The 12,608-nt window shown below is 68.4% G+C and carries 12 protein-coding genes; 9 read left to right on the top strand and 3 right to left on the bottom strand.

Annotation, left to right across the window (positions count from 1 at the left end; genetic code table 11):
• Positions 1–94: 94 nt before the first annotated feature.
• The 3 genes from gnd to dnaA form a co-directional block, all read right to left on the bottom strand.
• On the bottom strand, positions 95–979 hold the full coding sequence (gnd, locus tag KME66_RS16875) for a phosphogluconate dehydrogenase (NAD(+)-dependent, decarboxylating) (protein ID WP_073222924.1): 885 nt from the start codon (positions 977–979) through the stop codon (positions 95–97).
• A gap of 161 nt (positions 980–1,140) precedes the next feature.
• Positions 1,141–2,271, bottom strand: a complete 1,131-nt coding sequence (gene dnaN, locus KME66_RS16870; RefSeq protein WP_003967886.1) for a DNA polymerase III subunit beta — start codon at positions 2,269–2,271, stop codon at positions 1,141–1,143.
• Positions 2,272–3,307: 1,036 nt separating this feature from the next.
• Complete coding sequence (gene dnaA / locus KME66_RS16865; RefSeq protein WP_216323356.1) at positions 3,308–5,230, bottom strand: chromosomal replication initiator protein DnaA; 1,923 nt, start codon at positions 5,228–5,230, stop codon at positions 3,308–3,310.
• Between the two features lie 380 nt (positions 5,231–5,610).
• On the opposite strand from dnaA, the gene rpmH reads away from it, so the two are divergent.
• The 9 genes from rpmH to KME66_RS16820 all read left to right on the top strand — a co-directional run bounded on the left by rpmH (position 5,611) and on the right by KME66_RS16820 (position 12,524).
• On the top strand, positions 5,611–5,748 hold the full coding sequence (gene rpmH / locus KME66_RS16860) for a 50S ribosomal protein L34 (protein WP_003967884.1): 138 nt from the start codon (positions 5,611–5,613) through the stop codon (positions 5,746–5,748).
• Between the two features lie 19 nt (positions 5,749–5,767).
• Positions 5,768–6,139 carry a ribonuclease P protein component gene (rnpA, locus tag KME66_RS16855; RefSeq protein WP_073222928.1) on the top strand — a complete coding sequence of 124 codons (372 nt, stop codon included), beginning with the start codon at positions 5,768–5,770 and terminating at the stop codon, positions 6,137–6,139.
• Positions 6,136–6,495 (top strand): membrane protein insertion efficiency factor YidD, encoded by a 360-nt coding sequence (yidD, locus tag KME66_RS16850; RefSeq protein ID WP_006125986.1) that lies wholly within the window; start codon positions 6,136–6,138, stop codon positions 6,493–6,495. The genes rnpA and yidD overlap by 4 nt, the downstream gene beginning before the upstream one ends.
• Before the next feature lie 3 nt (positions 6,496–6,498).
• On the top strand, positions 6,499–7,764 hold the full coding sequence (yidC, locus tag KME66_RS16845; RefSeq protein WP_216323353.1) for a membrane protein insertase YidC: 1,266 nt from the start codon (positions 6,499–6,501) through the stop codon (positions 7,762–7,764).
• A gap of 14 nt (positions 7,765–7,778) precedes the next feature.
• Positions 7,779–8,294: a R3H domain-containing nucleic acid-binding protein gene (locus KME66_RS16840; RefSeq protein WP_010060419.1), complete on the top strand. Its 516-nt coding sequence runs from the start codon at positions 7,779–7,781 to the stop codon at positions 8,292–8,294.
• A 109-nt stretch (positions 8,295–8,403) separates the two neighbouring features.
• Positions 8,404–9,120: a 16S rRNA (guanine(527)-N(7))-methyltransferase RsmG gene (gene rsmG, locus KME66_RS16835; RefSeq protein WP_073222933.1), complete on the top strand. Its 717-nt coding sequence runs from the start codon at positions 8,404–8,406 to the stop codon at positions 9,118–9,120.
• A gap of 316 nt (positions 9,121–9,436) precedes the next feature.
• Positions 9,437–10,513 (top strand): ParA family protein, encoded by a 1,077-nt coding sequence (locus KME66_RS16830; protein WP_216329417.1) that lies wholly within the window; start codon positions 9,437–9,439, stop codon positions 10,511–10,513.
• The gene (locus KME66_RS16825) at positions 10,510–11,601 is read left to right on the top strand and encodes a ParB/RepB/Spo0J family partition protein (protein WP_216323350.1); all 1,092 of its coding nucleotides are present in this window, start codon (positions 10,510–10,512) and stop codon (positions 11,599–11,601) included. The genes KME66_RS16830 and KME66_RS16825 overlap by 4 nt, the downstream gene beginning before the upstream one ends.
• A 305-nt stretch (positions 11,602–11,906) precedes the next feature.
• Positions 11,907–12,524, top strand: a complete 618-nt coding sequence (locus tag KME66_RS16820) for a GNAT family N-acetyltransferase (protein ID WP_216323347.1) — start codon at positions 11,907–11,909, stop codon at positions 12,522–12,524.
• The last annotated feature ends 84 nt before the right edge of the window (positions 12,525–12,608 follow it).

The following is a 12,608-nucleotide window of genomic DNA, read 5'->3' as shown; positions in this document are numbered from 1 at the left end:
TCCCGTCGCTGTCGTTGCTTCCGCCGCGCAGGCTGCTACGCCTTCACGCGTTGTCACGTCCGGCCGCACCGCCGGCCCTGAGCCGGCGGGACGGTCAGTTCTCGGTCTTGGACTCGACCGCGTGACCGCCGAACTGGTTGCGCAGCGCGGCGATCATCTTCATCTGCGGGGAGTCGTCCTGGCGCGAGGCGAACCGCGCGAACAGCGACGCCGTGATCGCGGGCAGCGGCACCGCGTTGTCGATGGCGGCCTCCACCGTCCAGCGGCCCTCGCCCGAGTCGGCGGCGAAGCCGCGGAGCTTGTCCAGGTGCTCGTCGTCGTCCAGCGCGTTGACCGCGAGGTCGAGCAGCCAGGAACGGATGACCGTACCCTGCTGCCAGGAGCGGAAGACCTCGCGCACGTCGGTGACGGAGTCGACCTTCTCCAGCAGCTCCCAGCCCTCGGCGTAGGCCTGCATCATGGCGTACTCGATGCCGTTGTGGACCATCTTCGCGAAGTGGCCGGCGCCGACCTTGCCCGCGTGGACGGATCCGAAGTCGCCCTCGGGCTTCAGCGCGTCGAAGATCGGCTGGACCTTCGCCACGTTCTCCTTGCTGCCGCCGTACATCAGGGCGTAGCCGTTCTCCAGGCCCCAGACACCGCCGGAGACGCCGCAGTCGACGAAGCCGATCTCCTTGACGCCCAGCTCGGCGGCGTGCTTCTCGTCGTCGGTCCAGCGCGAGTTCCCGCCGTCGACGACGACGTCGCCGGGCGAGAGCAGCGAGGCCAGCTCGTCGATCGTGGACTGGGTCGCGGCACCGGCCGGGACCATGACCCAGACGACCCGGGGCCCCTTCAGCTTGCCCACAAGCTCTTCGAGACTGTGGACATCGGCGACGTCCGGGTTGCGGTCGTAACCGATGACGGTGTGGCCTGCGCGGCGGATGCGCTCGCGCATGTTGCCGCCCATCTTGCCGAGGCCGACGAGACCGAGCTCCATCAGAGATTCCTTTAGCGTCGTGGCGATAAGCGTCGGGGCGTTTGCACCCACGACCGAGCCTACGCCCGGCCGGGGACAGCGCGGCGGGCCCGCTCCGCGCCGAGCGGGCCCGCCGGAAACTGCCGCGGAAAACGTCCCCCGATCGGACGGGGGAGGCGGGATCAGCCGGAGAGGCGCACCGGCATGATCAGGTACTTGTACGCGTCGTCCGCCTCGGCGTCGACGGCCGGGCGGCCGCTGAGCAGGGCGGGCTTGGTGGACGTGGTGAACGAGAGCTGGGCGACCGGGGAGTCGATCGCGCTGAGCCCGTCCAGCAGGAACGTCGGGTTGAAGGCGATCGAGATGTCGTCGCCCTCCAGCACCGCGTCGACCCGCTCCACAGCCTGTGCGTCGTCGCTGGAGCCGGCCTCCAGGATGAGGACGCCCTGCTCGAAGCTGAGCCGTACGGGGGTGTTGCGCTCGGCGACCAGGGCCACGCGCTTGACGGCCTCGACGAAGGGGGCCGTCTCGATCACCGCGACGGAGTTGAACTCGGTCGGGAACAGCGTGCGGTACTTCGGCAGGTCGCCCTCGAGCAGCCGCGTGGTCGTACGGCGCCCGGCGCCCTCGAAACCGATCAGGCCCTCGCCGGCACCGGAGCCGGAGAGCGCCAGGGTGACCGTGTCACCGCTGGTGAGCGCCTTGGCGGTGTCCAGGAGCGTCTTGGCGGGCACCAGGGCGACCGCGGAGGCGTCGGCGTTCTCCGGCTTCCACAGGAACTCGCGGACCGCGAAGCGGTAGCGGTCGGTGGAGGCGAGGGTGACCGTGTCGCCCTCGATCTCGATCCGCACACCGGTGAGCACGGGCAGCGTGTCGTCGCGGCCCGCGGCGATGGCGACCTGGGCGGCGGCCGAGGCGAAGACCTCACCGGGGACGGTGCCCGTGGCCGTCGGCATCTGCGGGAGCGCGGGGTACTCCTCCACAGGCAGTGTGTGGAGGGTGAAGCGGGAGGAGCCGCAGACGACCGTGGCCCGCACGCCGTCGGTGGAGATCTCCACCGGGCGGTTGGGAAGGGCGCGGCAGATGTCGGCCAGCAGCCGGCCGGACACGAGCACCGTGCCGTCCTCGTCGATCTCCGCGTCGACGGAGACCCGCGCCGAGACCTCGTAGTCGAAGCTGGAGAAGCTGAGAGCCCCGTCCTCGGCCTTCAGCAGAAGACCCGCGAGAACGGGCGCCGGCGGACGGGCCGGGAGGCTGCGGGCCACCCAGGCCACCGCCTCCGCGAGTACATCGCGCTCCACCCGGATCTTCACCGGAACCGCCTCCTGCTGTTGCTCGCTCGCCCTGCTGGCCTTCGTCGTCTGGACCGGAGCCGGCTGCCGAGTCGGCAAAGGCTCCGGGGTCCAGTCTGACGTACGGCACCGACAGCCGTTGCTGCTCGGGGTCAAGTCGGGCCGACACGGTCGCGGCGGTCGACGGTCGAGTTGTGCACAGGCCCCACTTCGAAGCGGATTCCTGGCTAACTCTGGGTGGTAGTAGTAGTAGGCCTTGTGGATACCGTGGATAACGTCGTTTGCGCAGGTCAACGACTGTTTTTTGTCCACCGGCCCTGTGGGTGGCGCCCGTGGACAACCCGGGCCTTCTGTGGACGGACGAAAGTTCTGCACACCCGATGCACAGGAGGGGGCCACTTCTCCCCAGACCTGTCCCCAGCTTTACCCCTGTTCCCCACAGCCCAACCCAGCACCTTGGTGTGATGCCTTTCACTCCGGGCGGTGAGAGCGTGTGTTGCGTTGCCGAACAGTGGACAGGGGTGTGGAGAAGCGGGGCCGGCTTGGGGACAACACCGCTCATCCTGTGGGCCGCCGGTGGACAACTCTGACACCCTCCTGTGGACGAGGTTTCTGTCCACAGGCTGTGGATCATCGTTGGCCACAAATCCCCAACCACGTGACCTGGCCTGATGGAGTATCGGCAGCACACCCTGTGGACGCAATATGGACAACTTCCCAGTCCCCAGGGTGTGGACGGAAGATTCCTCGCACATCTGTGGAGAAGGGCCTCTGAGCTGCCCGTATTCGAACAGCAGCGGCGTGCCGGGCCGCCCGTCGAGGGCTCCGGCATCCGTGCGGAGCACGTCGGAAGACCGGTCCCGGGCCCCTGGAGACGCGAAAAGCGCCCGCCGCGGACCGTGAGGGGCCCGCGGCGGGCGCGTCGGAGAACTGCTTCAGGAGAAGCAGGAGAAGCAGGAGAAGCCGGAGGAACCGCCGGGGCAGCCGGGCAGCCGATCGGCGGGGGGTCGGCGGGGGGTCGGCCGACGTGTCCGTGCCGACCGGGCGGAAGCGGGGGTCAGCCGTTCTTGATGCGGTTGGTCAGCTCGGTGACCTGGTTGTAGATGGAGCGGCGCTCCGCCATCAGGGCCCGGATCTTGCGGTCCGCGTGCATCACCGTCGTGTGGTCGCGGCCGCCGAACTGCGCGCCGATCTTCGGCAGCGAGAGATCGGTGAGCTCGCGGCACAGGTACATGGCGATCTGGCGTGCCGTCACCAGCACCCGGCTGCGCGAGGATCCGCAGAGGTCGTCCACGGTGAGCCCGAAGTAGTCCGCGGTGGCCGCCATGATGGCCGGCGCGGTGATCTCCGGGGCGGCTTCCTCGCCGCCCGGGATCAGGTCCTTGAGGACGATCTCGGTCAGCCCGAGGTCGACCGGCTGCCGGTTCAGCGAGGCGAAGGCGGTCACCCGGATCAGGGCGCCCTCCAGCTCACGGATGTTGCGCGAGATCCGCGAGGCGATGAACTCCAGCACCTCCGGCGGGGCGTTGAGCTGCTCCTGCACCGCCTTCTTGCGGAGGATCGCGATCCGGGTCTCCAGCTCCGGCGGCTGGACGTCGGTCGTCAGACCCCACTCGAAGCGGTTGCGCAGCCGGTCCTCCAGCGTCACCAGTTGCTTCGGCGGCCGGTCAGAGGAGAGCACGATCTGCTTGTTCGCGTTGTGCAGCGTATTGAAGGTGTGGAAGAACTCCTCCTGCGTCGACTCCTTGCTCGCGAGGAACTGGATGTCGTCGACCAGCAGGATGTCCACGTCGCGGTAGCGCTTGCGGAAGGTGTCGCCCTTCCCGTCGCGGATCGAGTTGATGAACTCGTTGGTGAACTCCTCCGAGCTCACGTACCGCACCCGGGTCCCCGGATAGAGGCTCCGTGCGTAGTGCCCGATGGCGTGCAGCAGGTGGGTCTTGCCGAGGCCCGACTCCCCATAGATGAAGAGCGGGTTGTACGCCTTCGCGGGCGCCTCGGCGACGGCGACGGCCGCGGCGTGCGCGAACCGGTTGGACGCACCGATGACGAAGGTGTCGAAGAGGTACTTCGGGTTCAGCCGCGCGTGCGGTTCACCGGGGCCCGGCGCGGGGGCCGGCTGGGCCCCCATCGGACCGGGGACCGAACCGCCGGTCCGCCCGGGGCCGTGGCCCGGACCGGTCTGGCGGTGCTGTTGCTGGTCCTGCCGGTCGGGGCGCTGCTGCTCGTACCCCTGGTGCTCGGGCGGCTGCGGCCGGTAGTCGTGGCTCGGCTGCTGCGGGCGCCCGGTGCCGTAGGGCTCGCGCCACTGCTCGGCGGGCTGCTCGCGGTACTGCTCGTTCTCCCGGTACTGCTCGGCGGGCTGCTCCCGGTACTGCTCGTTCTCCCGGTAGGCCTCGCTCTCGCGATACGGCCCGCCCGCGGGCTGCTCGCGGTCCTGGTACCCGCTGTGCCGCGGCTGCTGCCAGGAGAGGTCCTCCTGCGTACGCGGCCAGGCGCCGGGCTCCGGGCGCTGCTGCTGGTAGTCGGGGTAGGCCGGCCGGGCCGTCGGCATGCCGTCGTCGGACGGCCGGTGCCCGTATCCGTCGTACGCGTCGCCCCGAGGAGCGTCGTCGCGCGACTGCGCCGGGTAGCGGTGGTCCTGCTGGTTCCCGTGCGACTGGTGCGGCTGGTGCATCGGGGGCGCCGACGGGGCCGGCGGTTCGCCGGCGGAGTCGTCGACGGTGATGGCGATCCGGATGGGGCGGCCGCACTCCCGGGTCAGCGTCTCGCTGATGAGCGGCGCGAGCCGGCCCTCCAGAACGCGTTTGCCCCATTCATTGGGGACGGCCAGCAGCGCGGTGTCGGCGACGAGTGCCAGCGGCTGACAGCGCTCGATCCACTGCTTGTCCTTCGGCTCGATGCCCTGCTGGCCCTCCCCGAGCAGTTGCTCCAGCACGCGTGGCCACACTGCGGCAAGATCGGCAGGTACGTCAGCCACAAGGCACGCTCTCTCGCATGTCCCACGAATGTGTGGTTCTCGGGACGGGATGGGTCGGGTCGGGTGAGCCCGGCAGTCGGGAAGGAAAAGAACCGGAGTTCCGTCACGGTAGTCAGGCCGACCCGCGCGGTTCAAGTTGTTGTCCACAGGCTGTGCACAATGGGGGGTCACGCGAAGCCGGTTTGACCGGATGGCGTAGCCGCGCGTACCGTGACCAGGTCGAGTTGTCGATGGCTGCTGCCGCCTGCCTCCGATGGGCAAAGATCACGATCTGTGATTGTGAAGCGGTGCACTTAGGCGTTTACGCGAGTTCCTCGTGGGCGCACGGTGACAGCCAGGCGATGTCCCGCCAAGACACGAATCATTACTGGAGCCCCCGAGTGAGCAAGCGCACCTTCCAGCCGAACAACCGCCGTCGCGCCAAGACCCACGGCTTCCGTCTGCGCATGCGTACCCGTGCCGGCCGTGCGATCCTCGCGAACCGCCGCGGCAAGGGCCGCAGCAGCCTGTCCGCCTGATCGCTCACAGGTCCATGCCGTGCTGCCTACCGAGAATCGGCTGAGGCGGCGCGAGGACTTCGCGACCGCGGTACGACGAGGACGTCGAGCCGGACGTCCACTGCTCGTCGTCCATCTACGCAGCGGTGAAACGGACCCGCACGTGACAGGGGAGACTGCTCCCCCGCCGCGTGCGGGTTTCGTTGTCAGCAAGGCCGTGGGGGGTGCCGTCGTCCGCACCGCGGTGAAGCGGAAGCTTCGCCACCTGGTCCGCGACCGGCTGGCACAGCTGCCCCCCGGTAGCCTTGTTGTCGTACGGGCGCTGCCCGGTGCGGGCGACGCCGACCATGCACAGCTGGCCCGAGACCTGGATGCCGCTCTTCGGCGGCTGCTGGGAGGGGGCGCGCGATGAAGTACCCGCTGCTTGCTCTCATCAAGCTGTACCAGTGGACGATCAGTCCACTCCTCGGGCCTGTCTGCCGTTATTACCCGTCGTGTTCCCACTATGGATATACGTCGATCGACAGGCACGGTGCCATCAAGGGAACAGCGCTGACCGCTTGGCGCATCCTGCGGTGCAATCCGTGGTCACCCGGCGGTGTGGATCATGTTCCGCCTCGTAAGCGTCCGCGGTGGCACGAGCTGCTGCGCAACGCCCTGCGCGGCGAAAAGGGCGGGGAGTCCGCCGCTGATGTGCCGTCCGGGGGGTCGGTCTCCGAACCTCCGAGCCCGGCCGCAGAGACCTCGCCCAATGCTCAAGGAGCCTGATTAGTGGACACGATTGCCAGTCTGTTCAGCTTTATCACCACGCCTGTCTCATGGGTCATCGTCCAGTTCCACAAGGTCTACGGAGCGCTCTTCGGCGATGACTCCGGATGGGCCTGGGGTCTGTCGATCGTGTCCCTGGTGGTGCTGATCCGGATCTGCCTGATCCCGCTCTTCGTGAAGCAGATCAAGTCGACCCGCAACATGCAGGTGCTCCAGCCGAAGATGAAGGCGATCCAGGAGCGCTACAAGAACGACAAGCAGCGTCAGTCCGAAGAGATGATGAAGCTGTACAAGGAGACGGGCACCAACCCGCTCTCCTCGTGCCTTCCCATCCTGGCGCAGTCCCCGTTCTTCTTCGCCCTGTACCACGTGCTCTCGTCCATCGCCTCGGGCAAGAAGATCGGCGCGATCAACCAGGACCTGCTGGACAGCGCGCGCCAGGCGCACATCTTCGGCGCCCCGCTCGCCGCGAAGTTCACGGACAGCGTCGAGAAGGTCACCTCGCTGGACGCCTCCCTGACCGACGTCCGGATCGTCACCGCGATCATGATCGTGCTGATGTCCGCGTCGCAGTTCTTCACCCAGCGCCAGCTGATGACGAAGAACGTCGACCTGACGGTGAAGACCCCGTACATGCAGCAGCAGAAGATGCTGATGTACATCTTCCCGGTCATCTTCGCCGTGATGGGTATCAACTTCCCCGTCGGTGTCCTCGTCTACTGGCTGACCACCAACGTCTGGACCATGGGTCAGCAGATGTACGTGATCAACCAGAACCCGACGCCGGGCAGCAAGGCGCAGGACGCCTATCTCCAGCGGGTGCTCAAGAGCGTGACCTCCCACGGCGAGGTGCGTGGCCGTACCCGCCGCAAGATGGTCAAGGCGATCGTCGCCAAGGGCTCCGACCGCAACGACATCGAGCGCAAGTTCATCACCGGTCTCGGCAAGCTGGGTCTCGCGGCCCAGGAGGACGGCACGGTGGCGAAGAGCGAGACCGCCGCGGCCGACGCAGAGGGTGGCCAGGCGCACAAGCGCCAGCAGCCCAAGCGCCAGACCAAGGCGAAGCGCCAGACGACCGGTCACGCGACGGCCGGGGCCAAGGGCACGGAGTCCGAGGAAGCCGGCTCCAAGACCTCGCTCGAGAAGCAGGACGCACCGCAGGACAGCAAGCCGAAGTCGGCGGGCAAGCCCGCCTCCGGCTCCTCACGCCAAGCCAAGTCCGGGCAGCGCAAGGGCCCGCAGCGGCCCAAGCACCCGTCCAAGAAGTAAGAAGGAGTCCATCCGTGACGGAAGGCACCACCTCCACGGCCGCCGCTGAGGCGGGCAGCGACACCCTGACCCGCCTGGAGCAGGAGGGCGAGATCGCGGCCGACTACCTCGAGGGACTGCTCGACATCGCCGACCTCGACGGCGACATCGACATGGACGTCGAGGCGGACCGGGCCGCGGTGTCGATCATCAGCGAATCGGCACGTGACCTCCAGAAGCTCGTGGGCCGCGACGGTGAGGTCCTGGAGGCGCTCCAGGAACTGACGCGGCTGGCCGTCCACCGGGAGACCGGCGACCGCAGCCGGCTGATGCTGGACATCGGCGGCTTCCGGGCCAAGAAGCGCGCGGTCCTCGCGGAGCTGGGTGCCAAGGCCGCGAACGAGGTCAAGAGCACGGGCGAGCCGGTGAAGCTGGACCCGATGACGCCGTTCGAGCGCAAGGTCGTCCACGACGCGATCGCCGCGGCCGGTCTCCGGAGCGAGTCGGAGGGCGAGGAGCCGCAGCGCTTCGTCGTCGTTCTCCCGGCCTGACCGGATCCTTGTACTGTCGGCCCCGTCTGTACGCAGGCGGGGCCGAACTTTGTCAGCCTGATAGTCAGCCACCCACAGTGCGCGAGTGCGGTATGGAAGGACGGTCCCCGTGACGGAGGCAGCAGAGCTCCCTCAGGCACCTGCGGAGGCGCGGGCGGTATTCGGAGAGCTCTTCCCGGAGGCCGTCCGGTACGCGGAGCTTCTCGCGGACGCCGGCGTCAAGCGCGGCCTGATCGGCCCGCGTGAGGTCCCCCGGCTGTGGGAGCGGCACCTGCTGAACTGCGCGGTGCTCTCCGAGGTCGTGCCCGAGGGCGTCACCGTCTGCGATGTGGGCTCAGGTGCGGGGCTGCCCGGTATTCCGCTGGCCCTGGTGCGCCCCGACCTCAAGATCACCCTGCTGGAGCCGCTGCTGAGGCGGACGAACTTCCTCCAGGAGGTCGTCGAGCTCCTCGGCCTGGACCATGTGACCGTCGTACGCGGCCGCGCCGAGGAGGTTCTCGGCACGCTGCCGCCGGTTCAGGTGGTGACCGCCCGCGCCGTGGCGCCGCTGGACCGGCTGGCGGGCTGGGGTGTTCCCCTGCTGAAGCCGTACGGGGAGATGCTCGCGCTCAAGGGCGATACCGCGGAGGAGGAGATCGCCGGGGCCAGGGCCGCGCTCAGCAAGCTCGGTGTCGTGGAGACCGAGGTGCTCCAGGTCGGCGAGGGAGTGGTCGATCCGCTTTCCACGGTGGTCCGTGTCGTCGTGGGTGAGAGCCCGGGCGGTGTGAGGTTCGCCGCAAAGAGGGCCAAGGCCGCTCGCACGGGGCGCACGCGCAGGCGTCGCTGAGGCGGCGGCATCGTCCGGCCGGAAGAGCCTGACGGGGGTGCGTTATGCGCATTTTGCTGATGATCGCCCGCGCTTAGCAGTGTTTCATCCGGAAAGTAGTGATAGCTCACTGCTGCGGAGTGTCGTGGCCTGGCAATTGCTCCACAGAGGCATCGTGTTTCACGTGAAACGTCGCTCTCTGCTGCAGGGAATCATCAGCCGCGGTCGTGCGGCTGCCGCGCCGCGCGACCGCAAGCCCGGACGGGTGGCCGAGTTGTCCACACGCACGGATTCATCCACAGAACAGCGGGCCTCGCTGGTTCATGACCCCGAAAGCATGGCAGGCTCTGTTCATTGCGAGCCTGAAGCCGAGGAGAGTGAATCCTTGCGGTCCGACGCCAACATCGCGGGGCCGATGACCGAACCGGTCCCCGGTCCCCGAACCGAGTCCGTGGGTGAGGGTGTTTCACGTGAAACACCGCCGCCGATGGACGACACACCCATCGGCCGTGCCGCTCAGCTGGCGGTCGAGGCCCTTGGCCGCGCCGGTGAAGGGCTGCCTCGTCCTGACCGCACCCGCGTCATGGTCGTGGCCAACCAGAAGGGCGGGGTCGGTAAGACGACCACGACGGTCAACCTTGCCGCTTCCCTGGCCTTGCACGGTGCGCGCGTTCTGGTGGTCGACCTCGACCCGCAGGGCAACGCCTCCACGGCTCTGGGCATCGACCATCATGCCGATGTCCCCTCAATCTACGACGTCCTGGTGGACAGCCGCCCGCTCTCCGAGGTGGTCCAGCCCGTACCGGACGTCGAGGGTCTCTTCTGTGCCCCCGCGACCATCGATCTCGCCGGTGCGGAGATCGAGCTGGTGTCGCTGGTGGCACGGGAGAGCCGCCTTCAGCGGGCGATCCAGGCGTACGAGCAGCCGCTGGACTACATCCTCATCGACTGCCCGCCCTCGCTGGGGCTGCTGACGGTGAACGCGCTGGTGGCCGGTGCCGAGGTGCTGATCCCCATCCAGTGCGAGTACTACGCGCTGGAGGGCCTCGGCCAGCTCCTGCGGAACGTCGATCTGGTGCGGGGCCATCTGAACCCGGATCTGCATGTCTCGACGATCCTGCTGACGATGTACGACGGCCGGACCAGGCTCGCCTCCCAGGTTGCCGAGGAGGTCCGTACCCACTTCGGCAAGGAAGTGCTGAGGACGAGCATTCCGCGGTCGGTGCGTATCTCGGAGGCGCCGAGTTACGGGCAGACCGTGCTGACGTACGACCCGGGCTCCAGCGGCTCGCTCTCGTACCTCGAAGCCGCCCGGGAGATCGCCCTGCGCGGTGTCGGTGTGCACTACGAGGCTCAGCACGCCCACACGGGCATTCAGAACAGCCAGCAACACGTTTCGGAGGGCCAGCAGTGAGTGAGCGTCGTAGAGGACTGGGACGTGGGCTCGGTGCGCTGATCCCCGCCGCCCCTCAGGAGAAGCAGGTGCCGGCGTCCGGAAGCGGTGCGGCGTCCGGCACGGGGCCGGTGCTGACGGCGGAGCGCGGGGTGGCTGCCGCGAAGGTGACCGCGCTGCCGTCCTCCCCGGTGGTGCCGGAGCCGGCGCCCGCCCCGGAGGACCGGTCCGAGCAGAGCCTCGGCACGTCCGGTGCGTACTTCGCCGAGCTGCCGATCGGGACCATCACCCCGAACCCGCGTCAGCCCCGTGAGGTCTTCGACGAGGACGCGCTGGCCGAGCTGGTCGTCTCCATCAAGGAGGTCGGCCTTCTCCAGCCGGTCGTCGTCCGCAAGGTGGGCCCGGACAGCTATGAGCTGATCATGGGTGAGCGTCGGTGGAGGGCCTGCCGTGAAGCGGGTCTGGAGCGGATTCCCACGATCGTCCGCGCCACGGACGACGAGAAGCTGCTGCTGGACGCGCTGCTGGAGAACCTTCACCGGGCTCAGCTGAACCCCTTGGAGGAGGCGGCTGCGTATGACCAGTTGCTCAAGGACTTCCAGTGCACCCATGACCAGCTGGCCGACCGGATCGGCCGCTCCCGCCCGCAGGTGTCGAACACGCTGAGGCTGTTGAGGCTGTCCCCGCCGGTACAGCGCCGGGTGGCCGCGGGCGTTCTCTCCGCCGGTCATGCCCGGGCCCTGCTGTCCGTGGACGACTCCGAGGAGCAGGACCGGCTGGCTCACCGCATCGTGGCCGAGGGGCTGTCGGTGCGGGCCGTCGAGGAGATCGTGACACTGATGGGCTCGCACCCCACGAGCGCTCCGAAGTCCAAGGGGCCCAGGGCCGGCGGGCGGGTGTCACCCGCACTGACCGATCTGGCGACGCGTCTGTCCGACCGATTCGAGACTCGGGTGAAGGTCGACCTGGGGCAGAAGAAGGGCAAGATCGTCGTCGAGTTCGCCTCGATGGAGGATCTGGACCGGATTCTCGGCAGCCTGGCCCCGGGCGAGGGCCGGGTGCTGGAGCGCCGACTCGCCGAGACGTCCGAGGAGGACGACGAGGGCTGAGCCGCAGAGGGTTCGTCGAAGGGCGGGCTGTGCACCGGTACCTACCGGAACACGGCCCGCCCTTTGCCCTCTCTCGGTATCCGCATCACCTCTGGGTGGATACGATGCGTTCTGGGACGGCGCGTCCACAGTGAACGACCTCAGAGGAGGGCGGAGGCCTTGCGAAGAGTGAGCCGCAGTCGGCTCGTCACGGTCGGTCTCGGTCTGGGCGTCGTCGGGGGATTCGTCGGCAGCCTGTTCCGCGAACGGAGCGCGCTGGCGGCCGCACGTGGTGCGGCGGGCGAAGGAAGTGAGGAATCGCCGTCATGGGGCGTCGGCTCGTACCACTCACCCTGGACAACCTTCCGGATCTCCCCGAGCGTTGCCGCTCGTGCGTCTTCTGGGAGCTTGACCCGGTCAGTGGGGAAGCCGCGGTAAAGGCGGGCAAGACGGATCTGGAGAAGGAAGCCTGGATCTCCGCGGTTCTCCTGGAGTGGGGTTCCTGCGGCCGGGTGGTCTATGTGGACGACGTCCCGGTCGGCTTCGTGCTCTATGCCCCGCCCGCGTACGTCCCCCGCTCGATGGCGTTTCCGACCAGCCCGGTCTCCCCCGATGCCGTTCAGCTCATCACCGGGCTGATCATCCCCGAGTACCAGGGCCAGGGCCTCGGCCGTGTCATGGTGCAGGCGGTGGCCAAGGATGTTCTGCGCCGGGGCTTCAAGGCGATCGAGGCGTTCGGAGACGCGCGGCCCCAGCAGTCCACCTGCGTTCTTCCCGCAGATCATCTGCTGGCCGTCGGCTTCAAGACCGTGCGCCCGCATCCTGTGCACCCGCGGCTGAGGCTGGAGCTGCGGACGACGCTCTCCTGGAAGGAAGACGTGGAGATGGCGCTCGACCGGCTTCTGGGGGCGGTCCAGAAGGAACCGGTGCTGCGGCCGCTGTGAGGCTGGGCCGCTTGCGGCTGCGCTGTGAAACGGGCCCGCCCCTTGGAGGGGGCGGGCCCGTTTCACGTGAAACATCGCGCCTGG

It is taken from the genome of Streptomyces sp. YPW6 (genome assembly GCF_018866325.1).
Taxonomy (GTDB): Bacteria; Actinomycetota; Actinomycetes; order Streptomycetales; family Streptomycetaceae; genus Streptomyces.
Note: the sequence above shows the minus strand (reverse complement) of the source record. Positions and strands in the feature narration are given on the sequence as shown.

Bases quoted from the DNA above. Each gene is read 5' to 3' on its own strand.
- KME66_RS16820 (WP_216323347.1), top strand. From the start codon at position 11,907: ATGGGGCGTCGGCTCGTACCACTCACCCTGGACAACCTTCCGGATCTC.
- yidD (WP_006125986.1), top strand. From the start codon at position 6,136: ATGAAGTACCCGCTGCTTGCTCTCATCAAGCTGTACCAGTGGACGATC.
- gnd (WP_073222924.1), bottom strand. From the start codon at position 979: ATGGAGCTCGGTCTCGTCGGCCTCGGCAAGATGGGCGGCAACATGCGC.
- KME66_RS16830 (WP_216329417.1), top strand. From the start codon at position 9,437: ATGGCAGGCTCTGTTCATTGCGAGCCTGAAGCCGAGGAGAGTGAATCC.